Annotated in this window: 18 protein-coding genes; 6 read left to right on the forward strand and 12 right to left on the reverse strand. The window is 45.0% G+C overall.

What is annotated here, in order from left to right; all coding sequences use genetic code 11:
• Positions 1-86: 86 nt before the first annotated feature.
• The 5 genes from BLT53_RS12235 (at position 87) to BLT53_RS12255 (ending at position 4,878) form a co-directional block, all read left to right on the forward strand.
• Positions 87-1,301 carry a S1C family serine protease gene (locus BLT53_RS12235; protein ID WP_244520402.1) on the forward strand — a complete coding sequence of 405 codons (1,215 nt, stop codon included), beginning with the start codon at positions 87-89 and terminating at the stop codon, positions 1,299-1,301.
• A 116-nt stretch (positions 1,302-1,417) separates the two neighbouring features.
• Entirely contained in the window at positions 1,418-2,734 is a 1,317-nt protein-coding gene (locus tag BLT53_RS12240; protein ID WP_090235207.1) for an alkaline phosphatase family protein, read from the forward strand.
• Between the two features lie 40 nt (positions 2,735-2,774).
• The gene (locus tag BLT53_RS12245; protein WP_090235209.1) at positions 2,775-4,109 is read left to right on the forward strand and encodes an MFS transporter; all 1,335 of its coding nucleotides are present in this window, start codon (positions 2,775-2,777) and stop codon (positions 4,107-4,109) included.
• Positions 4,110-4,160: 51 nt separating this feature from the next.
• Positions 4,161-4,313: a YpzG family protein gene (locus BLT53_RS12250; RefSeq protein WP_074440556.1), complete on the forward strand. Its 153-nt coding sequence runs from the start codon at positions 4,161-4,163 to the stop codon at positions 4,311-4,313.
• Between the two features lie 106 nt (positions 4,314-4,419).
• On the forward strand, positions 4,420-4,878 hold the full coding sequence (locus BLT53_RS12255; RefSeq protein ID WP_090235211.1) for a nucleoside 2-deoxyribosyltransferase: 459 nt from the start codon (positions 4,420-4,422) through the stop codon (positions 4,876-4,878).
• 495 nt (positions 4,879-5,373) lie between these two features.
• Here the strand turns inward: BLT53_RS12255 and BLT53_RS12260 are convergent, their stop codons facing one another.
• The 11 genes from BLT53_RS12260 to BLT53_RS12315 form a co-directional block, all read right to left on the reverse strand.
• Positions 5,374-5,832 (reverse strand): 2-thiouracil desulfurase family protein, encoded by a 459-nt coding sequence (locus BLT53_RS12260; RefSeq protein ID WP_090235212.1) that lies wholly within the window; start codon positions 5,830-5,832, stop codon positions 5,374-5,376.
• A gap of 266 nt (positions 5,833-6,098) precedes the next feature.
• The gene (gene scpC, locus BLT53_RS12270; RefSeq protein WP_090235215.1) at positions 6,099-7,613 is read right to left on the reverse strand and encodes a succinyl-CoA:acetate CoA-transferase ScpC; all 1,515 of its coding nucleotides are present in this window, start codon (positions 7,611-7,613) and stop codon (positions 6,099-6,101) included.
• A 129-nt stretch (positions 7,614-7,742) separates the two neighbouring features.
• Positions 7,743-8,387 (reverse strand): LytTR family DNA-binding domain-containing protein, encoded by a 645-nt coding sequence (locus BLT53_RS12275; protein WP_090235216.1) that lies wholly within the window; start codon positions 8,385-8,387, stop codon positions 7,743-7,745.
• A gap of 86 nt (positions 8,388-8,473) precedes the next feature.
• On the reverse strand, positions 8,474-8,755 hold the full coding sequence (locus BLT53_RS12280) for a DUF3219 family protein (RefSeq protein WP_090235217.1): 282 nt from the start codon (positions 8,753-8,755) through the stop codon (positions 8,474-8,476).
• Positions 8,756-8,784: 29 nt separating this feature from the next.
• Positions 8,785-9,504, reverse strand: a complete 720-nt coding sequence (locus tag BLT53_RS12285) for a DsbA family oxidoreductase (RefSeq protein WP_090235219.1) — start codon at positions 9,502-9,504, stop codon at positions 8,785-8,787.
• Positions 9,505-9,701: 197 nt separating this feature from the next.
• Positions 9,702-10,097: an acyl-CoA thioesterase gene (locus BLT53_RS12290; protein ID WP_090236860.1), complete on the reverse strand. Its 396-nt coding sequence runs from the start codon at positions 10,095-10,097 to the stop codon at positions 9,702-9,704.
• Positions 10,098-10,207: 110 nt separating this feature from the next.
• Positions 10,208-12,274, reverse strand: a complete 2,067-nt coding sequence (locus BLT53_RS12295; protein ID WP_090235220.1) for a catalase — start codon at positions 12,272-12,274, stop codon at positions 10,208-10,210.
• A gap of 120 nt (positions 12,275-12,394) precedes the next feature.
• A complete protein-coding gene (locus BLT53_RS12300) occupies positions 12,395-12,877 on the reverse strand; it encodes a (2Fe-2S)-binding protein (RefSeq protein ID WP_090235221.1) in 483 nt (160 codons plus the stop codon).
• Positions 12,874-13,710, reverse strand: a complete 837-nt coding sequence (locus BLT53_RS12305; RefSeq protein ID WP_090235223.1) for an FAD binding domain-containing protein — start codon at positions 13,708-13,710, stop codon at positions 12,874-12,876. Before BLT53_RS12305 ends, BLT53_RS12300 begins: the two co-directional genes overlap by 4 nt.
• Positions 13,697-16,033: a xanthine dehydrogenase family protein molybdopterin-binding subunit gene (locus BLT53_RS12310; RefSeq protein WP_090235224.1), complete on the reverse strand. Its 2,337-nt coding sequence runs from the start codon at positions 16,031-16,033 to the stop codon at positions 13,697-13,699. Before BLT53_RS12310 ends, BLT53_RS12305 begins: the two co-directional genes overlap by 14 nt.
• Positions 16,034-16,058: 25 nt before the next feature.
• Entirely contained in the window at positions 16,059-17,039 is a 981-nt protein-coding gene (locus BLT53_RS12315; RefSeq protein ID WP_090235225.1) for an XdhC family protein, read from the reverse strand.
• A gap of 447 nt (positions 17,040-17,486) precedes the next feature.
• Between BLT53_RS12315 and BLT53_RS12320 the strand changes: the two genes are divergently transcribed.
• Positions 17,487-17,873: a sporulation protein gene (locus BLT53_RS12320; protein WP_090235227.1), complete on the forward strand. Its 387-nt coding sequence runs from the start codon at positions 17,487-17,489 to the stop codon at positions 17,871-17,873.
• Positions 17,874-18,033: 160 nt separating this feature from the next.
• On the opposite strand, the gene BLT53_RS12325 is transcribed toward BLT53_RS12320, so the two are convergent.
• Positions 18,034-18,411 (reverse strand): Fur family transcriptional regulator, encoded by a 378-nt coding sequence (locus BLT53_RS12325; RefSeq protein WP_090235228.1) that lies wholly within the window; start codon positions 18,409-18,411, stop codon positions 18,034-18,036.
• Positions 18,412-18,437: the final 26 nt, after the last annotated feature.

Genomic DNA, 18,437 nt, shown 5'->3' on the forward strand with positions numbered 1-18,437 from the left:
AAGAAAAAGTTAAGGAAGTTCCTCCATACTAACTATACAAACAACAGCCTGTTTAACAGCTGAATAATAAAAGGATGGTGGAGAACATGGAACAAGAACGACGTTCAACTGGTAAAAGAAAAGGAATCTTGATGCCTTTTCTATCTGGACTGACAGGAGCTGTGGTCGGCGGAGCATGCGTCCTGTTTATGTACACGGGTGGTATCGCTCCATCCATTGGGCAAACCCAATCAACCAATACAAAGAATATCATCACATCCCAACAGAATTCCAAAAACAACGCTGTCAAAACTCTTCCTGTTTCAACCCCGTCCAGTACAAAGGATGTTTCATCCATGGTGGAAAAAGCACTTCCGTCAGTGGTAGGTGTCAATAATTATCAAGCCTCCTCCTCTTTATCCGGCTCCGGTTCAAATGAACAGGAAGCAGGATCAGGGTCAGGGGTCATTTACAAGAAAAGCGGAAATAAAGCGTACGTGGTTACCAACCATCATGTTGTGGATGGCGCAAACAAGCTTGAGGTGAAACTAAACGATGGGTCTACCCTTTCTGCCAAACTGCTTGGATCTGACCAATGGCTGGATCTTGCCGTTCTCGAAATTGACGGCAGTAAAGTAAAGAGTGTGGCGAACCTCGGAAATTCGGACTCGGTAAAAGCCGGGGAGCAGGCCATAGCGATTGGGAACCCGCTCGGCTATTTGGAGGGATCCGTCACACAGGGTATCATCAGCAGCAAGGAACGTGATTTGCCTGTCGATATCGACCAGGATGGCCAGGAGGATTTTACCGCCCAAGTGATCCAGACCGATGCATCGATTAATCCAGGTAATTCCGGAGGCCCTCTGCTTAATGCCAACGGTGAAGTTATCGGCATTAATTCCAGCAAAATTGCCCAGGAGGAAGTAGAAGGCATCGGCTTTTCCATACCCATCAACACAGCTAAGCCAATCATCAAAACACTGGAAAAGCAGGGAGAGATTAAGCGTCCACAAATGGGAATCGTCCCTCAGTCTCTGAATCAAATCCCAACAGCCTCCAGCCAGAACTATTTGAATCTTCCGGATGCCGTTCAAAATGGCGCGGTGGTTCTGAATGTTGAATCAGGCAGTCCAGCAGAGAAAGCCGGTCTGCAAAATTACGATGTCATTACTGGATTGGATGGGAAGGAAATTGACACTGCAGCGAGCCTGCGGGAATACATCTTCAAGAAACAGGCCGGCGATCACATTACTGTCACCTATTACAGGGATGGCCAAAAAGCTTCAGCAGAACTTACACTGGAAGACATATCAAAGGAATAGGAAAGACCAAAAGAGCCGTTCACATTTGAACCGCTCTTTTTTCTTTCTTCTTTTTAAAGGTTAGCCTTCCCTCATGTAGAAACCGTTATTGTAGAAATTAGTTTAGGGAGGCCCTCATGAACCGCCTGACTGACCATTTAATTGTCATCTCTTTTGATTGTCTTTCTTCACATGATTTCCCTGTTATTAAGAAGCTTCCCCACTTTCAAGAGCTTCTGAAGCGGGGATCATATTGCCCCAATGTTGAATCCATTTATCCTACCGTCACCTATCCATGCCATGCCACCATCGTGACCGGCAATTATCCGAAGCGCCATGGTGTTGTGAACAATACTTATCTTCAGCCTGGAAGAATTTCACCTGACTGGCATTGGCACCGGCGGCATATTCAGGGCACTACCCTTTTTGATGAAGCCAAGAAGGCGGGAATGAAGACGGGTGCACTGCTCTGGCCGGTCACAGCAAAAGCCGATATTGATTACCATATGCCCGAGATCTTTGCGAACCGGCCGTGGCACCACCAAATACCTGTCTCACTGATGAATGGCAGTGTCTTTTACCAGCTTGACATGAACCGGCGTTTTGGCCATATCCGCAATGAGCTCAACCAGCCTGAGCTCGATGACTTTGTACTGGAATCAGCCGTTCATACGATCAAAACAAAAAACCCTCACCTTCTGCTAATTCATTTTACCGACCTTGATACCCAGCGCCATTACCATGGATTCTCTTCAGAGGAGGCTATGAATGCACTAAAGCGCCATGATAACCGGCTGGGCAGGCTTCTGGCAGCGGTAAAAGAGAATGGTACTTCTGACAACACAACCATTGCGGCACTCGGTGACCATAGTGCACTCGATGAAACAACCTGTATTCAACTAAACGTCCTATTTAAAGAACAGGGCTGGATTTCTGTTACTCCAATTGGAAAGGTGACAAATTGGCAGGTCTACTGCCATAGCTGTGATGGCTCGGCATATATATACATAAGAAGCAAAAGCGATAAAGACCTCACAAAAAGGGTCAATGCACTCCTTCTTCAATTAACAAGGGAGGAAGAAAACGGCATCGAACAAGTGCTGACTGGAGAGGAAGCCGGAGCATTGGGAGCCGATCCTCACTGCGATTTTATGCTGGAGGCGCGTGATGGCTATTATTTTAAAGAAAATCTGGAGGGAGACTTTCTTCACCACGTCACAAAGGAGGATGTTCGTGCCAAACGATATACGTATGCCTGTCATGGCTATTCTCCCAAAAAAGAAAATTATGCCACATTTTTTGCCGCAGCCGGAAAAGGAATCAGACCCCATCAGAAGATTCCTGCGATGCGCCTGATCGACGAGGGTCCGACATTTGCCAGATTGCTCGGACTGGATTTGGGAGACACAGACGGCTCAGTGGTTGAAGGATTATTGACAGAAGAACGAGAATAACAAGCTAAGAAAAGAAGACGAAGGTAAAGGGGATATGAGAATGAAACATTTCTCAAGGGAAGAAAGCAGCTGGATGTATTATGATTGGGCAAACTCCGCCTACTCGATTATTATTACCACCGCTGTATTTCCGCTTTTTTACAAAAACGCTGCCATGAAAGCCGGTGTAAGCGCCGCGGATTCTACTGCGTATTTGGGATACACCATTGCCATTACCACCTTTATTCTGGCAATGCTCGGACCGATACTGGGAACGATCGCTGATTATCGAGGGATGAAGAAAAAGTTTTTCGCCTTCTTTTTTACAGTTGGCATCGCTTCAACCGCTTCTCTCGTGCTTATTCCCAGTGAGCAATGGCTTCTATTGCTGATCTTGTATACGCTGACTGCTCTTGGCTTTAGCGGCTCCCTCGTTTTTTATGACGCTTTTTTGATCGATATTACCACCGCAGAGCGGATGAACAATGTATCTGCCCGTGGATTTGGCCTCGGCTATATCGGCAGTACCATTCCATTTTTAATCAGTATTGCAATCATCGTTCTCGCACAAACCAAAACGCTACCCCTTTCCACTGTCATCGCAAGCAAGCTGGCCTTCTTAATCACGGCTGTGTGGTGGGGGGTGTTTTCAATCCCGCTCTTCAAACATGTTCACCAAAAATATTATGTCGAGAGGGAACCCCGAATTGTTCGCAGCAGCTTCAAACGGCTCGGCCAGACCTTAAAACACATCCGCAGCTACCGTGCCCTCTTTTTGTTCCTGCTTGCCTATTTCTTTTATATCGATGGAGTCGGTACAATTATTTCTATGTCTACCGCTTATGGATCCGACCTTGGCATCAGCTCTACCTCCCTGCTGATTATTTTATTCGTGACCCAGGTAGTCGCTGCTCCATTCGCGGTATTGTATGGAAGACTGGCTGAAAAATTCACCGGCAAAAAAATGCTCTATGTTGGCATATTTATCTATATCATTGTTTGCATTTATGCCTATTTTTTAAAAACCACGCTGGATTTCTGGATCCTTGCCATGCTTGTCGCCACATCACAAGGCGGTATTCAGGCGCTGTCCCGTTCCTACTTTGCCAAACTTGTGCCAAAGCGGAACGCCAACGAGTTTTTCGGATTCTATAACATTTTTGGAAAATTTGCTTCCATTCTTGGACCGCTCTTGGTAGGAGTGACCGCCCAGGTGAGCGGCAATTCGAGCAGCGGTGTGTTTTCCCTGATTCTTTTATTTATCATCGGCTTGATTTTGTTAAAGTTTGTTCCGGAAACCCGTACGGATGCTGCAGATCATGCAAATGATAAAAATGTAGACCCATCAGGCATAAATTTGCCGATAATGACTCATAATAATCAGGATATTCCTTGAATATCACCCTTGTTTCTGGATTGTTACTCTTAGCGGATGAGGTGAAAAGCCATGAGTTACAAAGATCATTTAGATCCTCACTCTAGTAAGTTTCACCACAATTGGACACGGCCAAAGCGTCAAAAATCTCAAGTGAATGGACATACTGAGATGTCTCAGCAGAACATCATCTTGAGAAGCAACGCCAAAGCCCACCACTGGTAAGCATGACGAAAAGGAAACAGAAAAAAGAAGGCCTCTTCGGTCTTCTTTTTTTGTTTTTTCATAACATATAAAGGGATTAATGCTTCATCAAGAAAGATGGTGTCCTATGAACGGAGACACAAGAAAGGTCAGAGTTTTTATCGCCGGTCCCTTTTTTGATCAGGAACAGATCGCCCGTATCCAAAGACTCGAGAATGCCTTGTCCCGCAATCCCCAGGTTGCTGAATTTTACTCCGCCCGGCTCCATCCGAACCAACAGTATCCGTGGGGTTCAAAGGAGTGGCGGAAAGTCGTGTTTAACTTCAATCTTTCCGCACTTCGCCGGGCTGATGTCGTCGTGGCGATTCACGATTACGAAGGAAAGAGCACCGATAGCGGGACAGCGTTTGAACTGGGCTACGCCTATGCTTATCAAAAGCCAATTATTTTAATTAAGGAAAAGGAAAGTGTCCCGAACCTGATGCTCATTGAAAGCCTTCATGCCTACTTTACCAATGTGGATAGCATGGCCACGTATAATTTTATCCGAATGCCTGCCTACCCCTACGAAGGTCCATTAATTTAATTTTTTCCCAATCCTGTAATGTGTCCAAGCCAATTCTAGCAATCCCCATAGGATATAGAAGAGAAAAGAAATTTCCTTTTCTTATTTTTCGATTCAGATATGGGGGATGAAGTATGTCAAGAAGAAGAAAAGCAGTGAGATGCAGAGTAAGAAACCGCCGCACAAGAGGTGGTAACGTGGTTACCATTCGTTGCCGAGTTAGAAATAACCGAAGACGACGCTCCAGCTCAAGCTCAAGTTCAAGTTCAAGTTCCAGCTTTTAGGTAACTCATAACATGCAAAGGATGCTGTCTCTATAAAGGACAGCATCCTTTGTCTTCTCAAAGCATTAGTAAAAAGTCCGCGGAGTTCCTTGGAGGTTTATTATGGCTGATTTACTGATAATCCATCGTCAAGTTGACTAACGTTGGTGCACAGCCGCTTGTGAATAAAGATTCGTTAAAAACAAACTGTCATTGAACCAAAGCTGCTATCCCTGCTGCGATTCAGTAATAACTAAAAGAAATTTTCAATAAATTGTTCTTCTGAAATCACTTGTAAACCATTTCTTTTAAGTAAGGCTGCAGTAACTCCGTTTCCAACCATTTTGTTACCCTTAAATTCACCGTTATAAATCATTAGACTGCCACAAGATGGGCTATTCTCCTTGAGAACAACTAGTGTTGCGTCCATTTTTTTAGCCTTTTCTAAAGTAGCATAAGCTCCTTTTATGTAGAGTTTGGTTACGTCGTCACCAGATTTCTCAACTACTTTAGCCTTCCCATCCAGTACATCTTCTCCGTCTCCGCCTACTATCTCAGCAGGTTCCCTTGGGGTTAATAACCCACCAAGCAATTCGGGACAGATAGTAACAGCTTTATTCTCATCAACTAATTTACTTATCCTATTATCTAAGCTATGTGTACCGTTATACCTTACTTCTAATCCAGCTAAACAAGAACTGACCAAAATCATTAATTACCACACACCTCTCAAATAAATCCACACATTGCCGGCACCCAAGTGACATTGAAATGGACAGCCATTTTTTTACAACATTTTAAAGGAACATTACTTATTGTCCATTATAAAATATCTATGCCAAAAATGAAAAAACAAGCTAAAAACCTTAATAAAATGACCTTTACCATTCACCTGTCATTTATTAAAAAAGCACCCGAAAACGAAATCCTAAAAAAAAAAAGCTGACTTTCCCAAATGGAAAGTCAGTTTTTTTATGATTAGACAAGCTGTACTGCCTTTTCGAGCATGGTTCCCTTCTTTTCAAAATTGGTATGCCACGAAAGAGCCTTTTCAAGCACATGCGGCGTCTGTCCGCCTTTTTTTAACGCCTCTTGGTAATATTCATTCAGCTGGTCACGGTACAGCGGATGCGCACAATTTTGGATAATCTTCTGCACACGCTCTCTAGGCGCGAGCCCCCTTAAATCTGCGTATCCCTGTTCTGTGACAATCACATCCACATCATGCTCTGTATGATCCACATGGGATACGAATGGAACGATGCTTGAGATTTTCCCGTCCTTTGCAATCGACTTGGTCACGAAGATGCCAAGTCGTGCATTGCGGGCAAAATCTCCTGAACCGCCAATGCCATTCATCATCTTCGTTCCCATCACATGGGTCGAGTTAACATTACCGTAAATATCCAGTTCGAGCGCGGTATTAATAGAAATGAGCCCCATACGGCGGATAAGTTCCGGGTGATTGGAAATCTCCTGTGGTCTCAGGAGCAAACGGTCTCTGTACGTTTCAAAATTGGAAAACACGCTTTTCATTTTCTCTGAAGACAGGGTGATCGAGCAGCAAGACGCAAATTTCACTTTACCGGCATCCAGCAAATCAAATACCGCATCCTGAAGAACCTCAGAATAGACTTCCAAATCCGTAAACTCCGAATCCAGCAATCCGTGAAAAACCGCGTTAGCCACCGAACCGATTCCTGACTGAAGCGGAGCCAGATTTTCTGTCAGACGGCCTGCTTTGATTTCTTCTCTTAAAAATGTGATCAAGTGCTGCGCCATGACAACCGTTTCCTCATCGGGATCAACGATGGTGGACGGCGAATCCTCTTGATGGGTGAAAACAATTCCTTTGATCTTTTCCACATCCACCTGGATCCCTTTCACACCAATCCGGTCGGAAGGGGCAGAAAGCGGGATGGGCTGCCGTTCACCCTGCGGCCCTGGTTCGTACAAATCATGAATACCTTCTAGCAACTCTGTCTGTGCGGTGTTGATCTCAATGATGATGTTTTTGGCATGCTGTGAAAACACCATAGAGTTGCCAATTGATGTGGTTGGAATTACCATACCCTCCTCGGTAACTGCAATTGCTTCCAAAATCGCAAAATCGATCGTGTCCAGTACATTTGAGCGGACCCATTCCGATGTATGGGACAAATGCTGATCAACAAATTGAAAATCCCCGGCATTGATGCCTTTTCTCATGGTCGCATCTGCCTGAAACGGCAGCCGTTTGTTGATCATGTTCTTCTCGGCAAACAATTTATCAACATCTGATCCGAGGGAGGCACCTGTGAACACATTGACTTTCAGGGGACTTTCTTCCGCCCGTTTGGCAAGAGCAAACGGTACGGCTTTCACATCTCCTGCCCGCGTAAATCCGCTTAAGCCAAGTGTCATTCCATCTTCGATCCAGGATGCGGCTTCCTCTGCAGATACAATCCGATCATGTAAGCGCTGATCTCTAATTCGTTTGCAAACGCTTTCCATTCTCTCCACTCCTTGTCTCTCTCTTTTCATAAGTGTAGCAAACCGGATGATAATCGAGAGAGAAAGGGAATAAATCACAAAAAATTGAGATAAGACAGAACATTCAGTTCACCAAACAGAAGGATCTGGTCAGAAGCCAAGCAATGTTCTGAAATAGCTTGCATAAGACTGGCTGACAGGCACTTGTTCACCGTTTTTCATTTTTAATAAAAAGGTTGAATGGCTGTCTGGATAGATTTCCAAAATGTGATGAACATTTACGATGAACGAGCGGTGACAGCGGACAAAGTTATCCTTAGGCAAAAGAAAATCAAACTCATTCAATGTGTCCTTATGGCTCCCCGTATGCTTTTCCCCTACGACGTAGGTCTTGCGGTCTTTGGCTTCCAAATAAAAGATATCCGAGAACGGGATTGGAATCCAGCCATCCTCGCTTTTTACGGTAACCACCGTTTTCCCGCTTGTCAGCGCCGGAAAAATTGCTGTCACACATCCTTGCAGATCTTCCTGATCAAATAACGGAACTGCCATCCCATAATAAGGCGTTCCAAAAATATCGCGGTTAATAAATTGCGAGACTTTTTGCCGGGACACCAGTGCTTTATGTGTAATGGTCCCCTCTTTGATCCCATCGCCTGGTTTAATTTTTAAATTGATTCGTCTGCTGGGCTGATAATAAATATAATGTTCGGTATCCGTAATCGCAATTGAAGCTTCGTTTGAAAACAATTCACTGATGACATCAAGAAGGGCTGATGTTTTAAACCGTTCCATAGCTCACACCTTTTCTTTTTACCTTGTTGTTCCTCTGATATTGTAGCACGAAAAAAGAGAACGGAAATCCCGCTCTCTTCGTGTTTTTACTCCTTTTCCGTAAGCTCCAGGTAAAAATCCCCTACCGCATTTTCCTCGTACAGGTTGGTAACGGAAGTAGAATAGTTGCTGATGGAAGCCCTGAACGAGAGTTTTTCTTCAGGAACCTTTACATCGAAATCATTTTTATACAACAGCGTGGTAATGTCGTGATAGTCTTTATGTTCGACCTGAAATAGAAAAGAAATTTGCCTTCGTCCGTTCACCGTTGTTTGTTGAAAATCACGGACCATGATTTTAGTGTCATTCAGAAAAACACTGTTCGCCATAAGTTTCACTCCTTATCAGAGGAATCAGACTAGATGGTGCAGGAACCGTCACTGCAGTCATTTTCCTTGTTTTCTTGATTTCCTGTTTGGTTCAGCACTTGAATCGGAGAAGCTTCCTGTTCCTCCTGCTTCACCTTTTCAAGGACCTCAGTAAACACGTCCTCCGGCTGCGCCCCTGATACTCCGTATTTTTGGTTAAATACGAAAAACGGAACACCTGTAATGCCTAGCCGGGAGCCCTCTTCCTCATCGGCACGAACATCCTCAGCGAATTGTCCTTCTTTTAAAACAGCAAGGGTCTCCTGCTCATCAAGTCCCGCTTCTCCAGCTAGTTTTGCAAGGACCGTGTGATCATTAAGATCAAGACCTTCCGTAAAATACCCTTTCAAAATCCGCTCTGTCACTTCTTTTAACCGCCCATTCTGTTTGGCAAAATGAGAGACCCTGTGGGCATCAAACGTATTGGCTGGAATCGCGCGGTCAAAGTCATACGCCAACCCTACGTCCTTTGCCCGTTCTGTCATCTGGTCATTCATGCTTTTTCCCTGCTCATACGATGTACCGTATTTCTGGGCTAGCACAGCATGAATATCCTGATCCGTCACTTGAAACGAAGGATCCAATTCGAAGCTTTTGTATACAACCTCTACCTGCTCGCGTCCTTCAAACGCGCTGAGTGCATTTTCGAAGCGCCGTTTTCCTATATAACAAAATGGGCAAACATAATCTGACCATATTTCTACTTTCATTATATACCTCCTCGTACCTTATTCTCCCCTATTGTAAAGGGAATACGCCCATTTGGCTCTCATCCTGCTCACAAGAGTAGTTAATGACTTAAAGCTGACGTCGTCGTGTTGCGGGATTACTGTTACTTGCGATTGGACAAGAACTAGTTGCATATCACGTCATTTTCATAAAAAAAGCTGGGACTCCTCGTTTCCACTTACGCCAATTTTATATGCTTTTGAAGCTCCTGCCGGATGTCCACCGGAATAGGCTCCGAGGTTTTGCTCTTCATATTATGATTTACATAGACGGCCGTTCCCCTGGCACAAAGCCTGTTTTCCTGATGAATTTCTTCATACAGCTCCAAACTTGTGTTTCCGATACGCTTGACCCACGTATAAACCTTGACATCCTGCCCGAAATAAATTTGGTCTACAAAATCAACATTCATATTTAAGAGGATCATTCTCCAATTTTGAAACGAGCTGTCAGGCATGAATAATCTAAACAGCTGATTGCGCCCTGCTTCAAACCAAATGGGAATGGTTGTATTGTTAATATGACCGACACCGTCTGTTTCAGATACACGCGGTTCAATGATGGTTGTATACATAGATTCCTGCCCTTTCTTCTTTTGCTCCATAATTATTTCTCGGTATCCATTCCTGTTTCCTTTAACGAAAAAGAAGCAGCAAAATTTGCTGCTCCTTTCATAAGGTTTCTTTATACCTGGCGTGCCCAATGGCGGTGCTGGGCAACGGCTTGAATGAATTCATCGCTGTTTCCGCCTTGCAAAATCACGACACCATTTGCACCTGAGCTGGTTTCTACCCCAGCCGCCGCGAGAAGTTCTGTCCCTTCTGCTGAGGCACCTACAGCTTTATAGTGGCTGTATGCCTCATTCACAAACGTTGTCGCCTCTTTAATTCCTTTTAAGGTGCTGACACTGTCTGCTCCGCCTGCCACATATACGGCATCATACAGAACAGAATCACTGGTCAGCAACGTCTGATCCACCTGAAATTCCTCTCCTTGACTGCCCGAGATAGGAGCCAGTGTTTCACTAATAATTTCAGAAGCAATTCCTGCATTTTTCAATGCATCCTGAAGTCCTTTTACTTCTTCTCCGTTAAATCCGTCTTCTGCCAGAATGGCTACTTTTCGGGTAGCTGGTATTTTTACCGTATTTACCTGGCTCAATGCTGGAGAAGACATGGTTTCATCGGATGGCTCAATCCCTTCCGGAGCTGTCACACCGATTCCTGCCGCCACCTGCTTGGCAAGTGCTGTATCCACATGACTGATCACCTCAACCACCTGTTGCTGAACACTTTTGCTTTTAACTTTTCCAAGCTCAAAACGGAAGGCTTTAATGATATGCTGTTTTTCCACATCAGACATACTGTTCCAGAAAAGTTTAGCCTGGCTGTAGTGGTCTTTAAAGCTTTCACTACGCTGTCGGACCTTGCGCCCTTCTACTTTTTCCTGATAGTGAACATAGCCGCCTTCTTCTTCTGTTGCTGGCGCGGGATCATTATTGTCCAATGAATTTTTGTGATAAGCAACCGGTCCCTTGTTTATGGTCATGCGGTGCATGCCTTCGCGCTGATTGTTATGGAATGGACATACCGGACGATTAATCGGGATTTCGTGGAAGTTCGGGCCGCCCAATCGTGAAAGCTGGGTGTCCGTGTACGAGAACAATCGTCCTTGAAGAAGCGGATCGTTCGTAAAATCAATCCCTGGCACTACATGGCCCGGATGGAATGCGACCTGTTCCGTTTCTGCAAAGTAATTATCCGGATTTTTGTTGAGCGTCATCTTCCCGACAATCTTCACTGGGACCAGCTCCTCCGGCCAAACTTTCGTTGGGTCGAGCACATCAAAATTGAAGTTAAATTCATCCTTTTCTTCAATCATTTGCACGCCAAGCTCCCATTCCGGGTAATCGCCATTCTCGATAGCCTCATAGAGATCCTGGCGGTGGAAATCAGGGTTTTTGCCGGCAAGGCGCTGGGCTTCATCCCATACCAGTGAATGGACGCCAAGCTTCGGCTTCCAGTGGAATTTAACAAAGCGCCCTTCGCCTTTTTCATTTACAAACCGGAATGTGTGTACACCGAAACCTTCCATCATCCGGTAGCTGCGCGGAATCGCACGGTCGGACATTGCCCACATCATCATATGAGCCGATTCGGTATTGTTGGCAATGAAATCCCAAAATGTATCATGGGCCGTGGATGCCTGTGGAATTTCATTGTGCTGCTCGGGCTTAAAAGAATGAACAAGATCTGGAAACTTCACTGCATCTTGAATAAAAAAGACTGGAATGTTGTTTCCGACAAGGTCATAGTTTCCTTCCTCGGTATAAAATTTTGTAGCAAATCCACGAACGTCGCGTACTGTATCTCCTGAACCGCGCGACCCTGCCACCGTTGAAAACCGGACGAAAACCGGTGTTTTTACGGATGGATCCTGCAAAAATCCTGCCTTTGTATATTCTTTCATGGATTCGTAGACTTCGAACTCTCCGTGTGCAGCATATCCTCTGGCATGGACAATCCGCTCAGGAATCCGTTCATGGTCAAAGTGAGTCATTTTTTCACGAAAATGAAAGTCTTCCATTAAAGTAGGACCCCGCACACCCGCTTTTAACGAATGCTCGTCCTCGGAAACCTTGAGCCCCTGGTTGGTTGTAAGTTTCTTGCCTTTGTTGTTAACGCGGAATGCATCAAGCTGCTGATTTTTCTTGTTATCTGCTCCATTTTTGCTGGAATCGTTGGTATTGATAATGTTCTCCTCCTTTTTATTCGGTCAAATTTGATGATTGGGATTATGTACTACTCATAGACGTACCCTTCATGGCTGAAGTTAAACTAGATGTTTAGCTTCCAAGCAAAAAAAGCCGGCTTACTCGTCATTCTGTAAGCCCGCCTTATCTTCCCGGTTTATTTTGAGCAGAGATTTTACCGCCTTCTCAATTTCCTGATACCCGGTACACCTGCAAATGTTAGAGCTTAAAAATTCTTTAATGGTGGAATCGTCCGCATTCGGATGCTTTTTCAGCAAACTGTTGATATTCATGATAAAGCCCGGCGTGCAATACCCGCACTGAAAGGCAAAATGTTCAATAAAGGCATGCTGAATGGGCGAATCCTTTAACCCTTCAATTGTAAGTATCGTTTGGTTCACCCCTTCAACCCCAAGCATCAGGCACGATTTCATGGCAGTGCCGTTCACATTGACTGTACAGGCTCCGCAATCGCCGTTCAGACAGCCCGGCTTTGCCCCAGTCAAACCAAGCTTTTCCCGGAGCACAAAAAGAAGTGTGTCTGATGGCCGAAACGCAACTTCTCTTTCTTCATCATTCACGGTTAATCGGGCTGAAATCATGGATGGTTCCCCTCCAGTTCCCTTAACATATCTTGAAGCATCTGTTCCAGAACGAACATCCGGTATCCGGAAGAACCTTCTACATCATCAAGCACTGGCTGCGGCACATGCCGAAGACCCTCTTGAATCCTGTCACCCAATGGACCACCTTGTTGAATGGCTTTTTCCATTTCGAACGCCCGGAACGGAAATGGACAGAGACCGCTAATAGCTATCCTGGTTTCGTTTTCTGTTTTTATAACAGCGACCGTGATCAGCGGATAGCCTGTATCCCATTGCTGTCTTCGTTTAACACACACATACGGCATCGTTAAAAAGCGCCGGTCCGTGTGCAGTTGAACGAGGAATTCTCCTTTTTGAAGCTTAAGTTTTTGATTGAAAAGCTGATGAATAGGCGCCTGCCTGAGTCCGCTTTTTCCTGCGATTACAGCATGGCTGTCAGTAAGCAAAAAAGGAAGCACGGCCTCGCGGTAAAAAATTTGTCCGCAAATATTTCCTCCCACCGTAATTTTATTTCTGGCCGTATGATCGGCAACCCCGCTTGCTGCTTTGCTTAACAATGGGAACACATTTTCTTCCTCAATTGCCGTTAAAGAGAGAGCAGATCCGACGATCAACCGCTGATCTTTTATGGTTAGCTCCTTGCATTCTCCAATGGCTTTAATGTCAATAACCGCGTTTGTTTCCACAAGATTCAGGCGGCCCAGGGTAATAATTTCAGTTCCTCCAGAATAATAGACCGGATTCTTACCTTCACGTTCGAGCTGCTGAAAGAGCCGGACCCCCTCCCCCACGGTTTTGGGCAGGTAATAATCAAAATCATAAGGAAGCATGGGAATGTCCTTCTTCTTGTTTCATTTTCCAGATCTTTTCCGGAATAAGGGGCAATTCGTTCAATTTCACACCCGCGGCCAGGGAAAGCGCGTTTCCAAGAGCAGCAGGCATCCCCAACAGACCATGTTCTCCAGCTCCTCTGGCGCCGTAAGCCGCATCAAGCTGTGGAGTTACAACAAATTCCACGTGATACCCTGGATGTTCCCCAAAACGGAGCGGCCTGTAGGTCCTTAACTGTGGATTCAAAACCCTGCCCCACTTATCAAACACAAAGGTTTCCCTTCCTCCAAAGGCAAGCCCCATACTCATCGCCCCCATTACCTGTCCCCTTGCTGCTTTTTCATTTAAAACCGTTCCAATATCAATCGCTGAAAATGCACGGACGATTCTGTAGGTGAGATGTTTTTTGTCATATTCAATTTCGACGGCCTGGGCACCGACCGACCATTCAGGTCCCGGCTTTCCTGCCCCCGTCTCTTTATCCAGATACGTAAGCCTTCTGAGGTTGTAATGTCCTCTTCCAATGATCTGGCCGCCAATACCGTTTCCGTTCGGATAAACATAGCCATAAGCTACATCTTTCACATCGACATGAGTTTCCGGTTCATCTCGTAAAAATACTTTTCCGTATCCTACCTCCAAATCAGCGGCTTGAACCCGCAACACACACGAAGCAATGCTTTTTAACTGCGAAATCAAATCTTCAGCTGCCGATAGTACGGCGCGTCCCGCCATAAACGTTCCCCGGCTGGCCACCGTTTTCCAATGTTCAGGTGTACTTTGTGTGTTTACTTTCATTTGGACATGAATCATCCGTATATCCATTTTTAGCCGTTCGGCCAAAATTTGTGCCAAAATCGTTTTTGTTCCTGTGCCAATTTCTATGACGCCAGAAATGAGGTTGATGCTTCCGTCAGGATTGAAGCTCAGGGTCACTCCGGAACCTGCATCTGATTCAATCGTGGAGGTTTTCCATATACAGCTGACCCCTTTAACCCTTAGCTTATCGTTGCCGAGGTCCTGAATCATGCCCCTATCCCAGTCAATCATTTTTTTTAAGCGATCAATGCATGCCGGTAAATTTCCTACATTGCTTTTATTCAGTTTCACTTGTGTCGGAGTGGTATCTCCCGGCCGGATCGCATTGATATACCTGAGCTGTAAACGGTCCATTCCAAGTTTATCAGCAAGCACATCCATAGTCCGTTCCACGGCGAACAGGAGCTCTGAATGGCTAAACCCTCGAAATGGAGCTGCATACGGATGATTTGTATAAACACAGAGTGAATCACACCATACATGATCAATATCATAGGGACCCGTACAGTCGACTGCTGCAGCGCGGTTTAAATCAGCACCTTTGTCAGAATACGCTCCTCCGTCAAATAAAAAAAGGAGCTCTGCCACCTGTATTTTCCCATCTCTGGTACTTCCGAGCTTCACGGTGGCATCCAGGCCTATATGGCATGGCGAAGTCAGCATATCTTGTTCCCTGATATTTAAAATCCGTACTTTTCGCCCTCCTACCGCCATGGACGCGATAAAGGCAAGAAGTTCGAGCTGAATGGACGCCTTACCTCCATATGCACCTCCTACCAAGGGGGTTTCTACTATGATCTTCCCAATGTCCACGCCAAAGTATTCATGGATTAACCGTTTCACCATGAATGGCGCTTGTGATGATGTCATGATGTATACATTTCCATCAGGATGAATTTCAGCGGTTGAACACCTAGTTTCCATTGCCGCATGATCGGAGGGAGAAAATGAAAAGCGCTCTTCCACCACTACCTCTGACAGATTCCATCCTCTCTCCATGCTGCCTTTGCGGATTTTGGTCCGGTTGGCCACGTTGGTTCCCGGCTCAGGATACACCCGCTCTTCCTTTTTATAACTGCCGAGCTGTTCATGAACGAGTGGCGCGTTTGGGTTTAAGGCCTCTGTCGGTGAATGTACGACCGGCAATTGTTCGTATTCCACTTCAATCAATTCTGCTGCCCGTTTGGCCTGATGCGGAGTATCTGCCACCACAAGTACGACAGCTTCTCCGTGATGTCTCACTTTATCTTTTGCCAGCACCGGACGGTCCCGAATTTCCTCACCGGTTAATGGAAAATGCTCGCCTGTTACAACGGCACGGACACCAAAAACCTCTTTGGCTTTTTCCGTATGAATACTCTTGATTACGGCATGGGCATAGGGACTTACAACAATTCTGGCATGGAGCGAGTCAGTTGCCGGATAATCCGCTGTATACCTGGCTGTTCCGGTGACTTTTTCCCATGCTTCTTTCCGAAACACACTTTTTCCGATCAACCCCAATGCTACCCTCCCCTTTATCTGTTACTTATATCTGCCGGCATGTTACTTGACGCGAAACTTTAATCATTTCGGCAAGGATGCTTACGGCTATTTCTTGAGGACCTCTCGAGCCGATGGACAGACCCACAGGCGAATGAATAAAATCTGGCAGTTCTTTTGTTCCCAATAACCTTTCCGTACGCTCCTTCGGCCCCAGCACACCAACATAGAAAAGCGGTTCTTTCAGCAGACATGACAAAAAATCTTTATCTTTTTGAAAGTTATGAGACATTACTACGATAAAGTCCCGTTCATTTATCATACATAAATCACTTAAACCGTCCGATTCCAAACAGAAGGTCTCCACCGGAAATGAATAGTCCTCTTTGCACAAGAAAGCTGGCCGCCAATCAACCATCATGATCGTCCACCCTGTTTTATACGCCAGCTCAGCCACTGTTCTTCCATCAAACCCAGCACCAAATACGATCAATCGCGGTTTAGGTTCGTAAAGATGGGTATAAACCATTCCTTCATGGTCCATAAAATGAATACCGCTTGAAAACAAAGATGCCTGGTCCGTATCTTCCACTTTTATAAATTCATTGACTGTTGAGGGGTAGGGCATGAGAGAAATTTCTTTCCGGTGCAAAATCGACTTTCCCTTTTCCAGCATGGATTTCGCATAAAGGAGCTGACGCCTTAATTTATCATCGACCACCTCCAGCCAGACATGCAGAACTCCATTGCAGCCGGCTCCCTGTCCCCAGGAAAGATCATCTTCCTCTTTCATGTTGTACATAACATATTGAGGGATACGATCTGCCGCAACTCTGCGGGCTCTTTCCATGAGATCAGCCTCTACGCAGCCTGCACTGATCATTCCCGCCTGGTTCTCTTCCCAGAAAAGCATCATCGCCCCTTCTTTCAGATAGGACGAACCTTCCACTTTAATTAACGTCGCTGCTACACACCCTGCTTTCAACTCATCCATCATAGAAATCAATTCATAAAAGCCAATCATCATGTTCACCCCCAGATGGTGCCGAGTCCATCCCTTCTTTCCATCAATGCAAATCGCCCATCAACACAATATATTCAGAGGATGACCCTGGTTAGAATACCGGATTTCACATGGTCATAAAAAGTTAACAATTGCTCATGAAAAAGTGTGTTGACATCACTATTCCAGGCGTATACAATGGGTATCGAATCGATGAAGTGATGTACTAAAACGACTATTAAATTGATATAAATTTGAAACTCCAAAGGGGAGTAGCTGACAGTTATGTCGACATCCCGTGATTGTTTGATCACCGGCTTAACTGGCAACATCTAGTTGTAGCGAGACCTTTGCCACCTGGTAAAGGTCTTTGTAGATGTTAAAACCTTTACCAGGATATACAGGTAAAGGTTTTTTACTTGAACAATCACTTTCTTCAATTGGCTATTATCAACTGGAGGTCTGATCGCCGTGTTAAAAAAATGTATGAGCTTCTTCAAGCTCGGGCAGGCAAGTATAGATTTAGTACTGGATTCTAACGAGCTGAAGCCCGGTCAAAATGTAAATGGCTACTTTCGCTTGAAAGGCAAATGGATGAAGCAGATTATTAAAAGGCTCGAGTGTGACCTTATCCTTCATAACACCGAAGATAAAACGGAACACATGATTGAGTCTGTCACCACCATCTACATGTCCAAAGAGCTCGCCTCCGATGGCAGTATCGAAATTCCACTCACGTACCAACTGCCAGAGAATCTTCTATCCTCCTCATCAACGGTCTCCTACCGTTTTCAAACAAGACTCATCTGTGACAACATGCGTTGTGTGGATCACGATGAAATTACAATATGCAGCTAAATTAAAAAACCCAATCGGTTATCCGATTGGGTTTCGTTTGTTTATTTTCTTTTCATTCTCATTCCGCATTTGCAGCGGACACTGTGTTTTAATTGTTTAATTTCACTGTGGCATCGTGGACATTCAGCCGGAACAGGTACATTCATGCAAAAACCTCGCTTTATTCGTTATTTTTTCTACTACATTCCTGACATAGGCCGTAAAACTCGAGCGTGTGACGGTTTACTTTAAAATGCGCCACCTGGGCGGCTGCGTACTCCACTTCATTCAGTAAAGGATAATTAAAATCTGCAATTCGCTGGCACGATTCACAGATTACATGGTAATGCCGGGAATTAGCCAGTTCATATTTACTGCATGAACTTCCAAATGAAAGCTCGTTAATGAGCTTAAGCTCTGCAAAATATTTCAAATTATTATAAACGGTAGCCAGAGTAATGAATGACGGGAGTTCCCTGTGAATTTCCTCAGCAGTTAAATGGCGGTTCATTGATATGATGGTTTTCAGGATCAGTACACGCTGAGGGGTGATCCGCATTTTTTCAGCTTGGTTTTCGCTACTTG

This window comes from Fictibacillus solisalsi, assembly GCF_900103485.1.
GTDB lineage: Bacteria > Bacillota > Bacilli > Bacillales > Fictibacillaceae > Fictibacillus_C > Fictibacillus_C solisalsi.

Coding starts and splice junctions, on each gene's coding strand:
- BLT53_RS12240 (WP_090235207.1), top strand. CDS start 1,418: ATGAACCGCCTGACTGACCATTTAATTGTCATCTCTTTTGATTGTCTT.
- BLT53_RS12300 (WP_090235221.1), bottom strand. CDS start 12,877: ATGATTTCAGCCCGATTAACCGTGAATGATGAAGAAAGAGAAGTTGCG.
- scpC (WP_090235215.1), bottom strand. CDS start 7,613: ATGGAAAGCGTTTGCAAACGAATTAGAGATCAGCGCTTACATGATCGG.
- BLT53_RS12290 (WP_090236860.1), bottom strand. CDS start 10,097: ATGTATACAACCATCATTGAACCGCGTGTATCTGAAACAGACGGTGTC.
- BLT53_RS12245 (WP_090235209.1), top strand. CDS start 2,775: ATGAAACATTTCTCAAGGGAAGAAAGCAGCTGGATGTATTATGATTGG.
- BLT53_RS12280 (WP_090235217.1), bottom strand. CDS start 8,755: ATGGCGAACAGTGTTTTTCTGAATGACACTAAAATCATGGTCCGTGAT.
- BLT53_RS12250 (WP_074440556.1), top strand. CDS start 4,161: ATGAGTTACAAAGATCATTTAGATCCTCACTCTAGTAAGTTTCACCAC.
- BLT53_RS12275 (WP_090235216.1), bottom strand. CDS start 8,387: ATGGAACGGTTTAAAACATCAGCCCTTCTTGATGTCATCAGTGAATTG.
- BLT53_RS12315 (WP_090235225.1), bottom strand. CDS start 17,039: ATGATGATTGGCTTTTATGAATTGATTTCTATGATGGATGAGTTGAAA.
- BLT53_RS12285 (WP_090235219.1), bottom strand. CDS start 9,504: ATGAAAGTAGAAATATGGTCAGATTATGTTTGCCCATTTTGTTATATA.
- BLT53_RS12325 (WP_090235228.1), bottom strand. CDS start 18,411: ATGCGGATCACCCCTCAGCGTGTACTGATCCTGAAAACCATCATATCA.
- BLT53_RS12255 (WP_090235211.1), top strand. CDS start 4,420: ATGAACGGAGACACAAGAAAGGTCAGAGTTTTTATCGCCGGTCCCTTT.
- BLT53_RS12260 (WP_090235212.1), bottom strand. CDS start 5,832: ATGATTTTGGTCAGTTCTTGTTTAGCTGGATTAGAAGTAAGGTATAAC.
- BLT53_RS12235 (WP_244520402.1), top strand. CDS start 87: ATGGAACAAGAACGACGTTCAACTGGTAAAAGAAAAGGAATCTTGATG.
- BLT53_RS12305 (WP_090235223.1), bottom strand. CDS start 13,710: ATGCTTCCTTATGATTTTGATTATTACCTGCCCAAAACCGTGGGGGAG.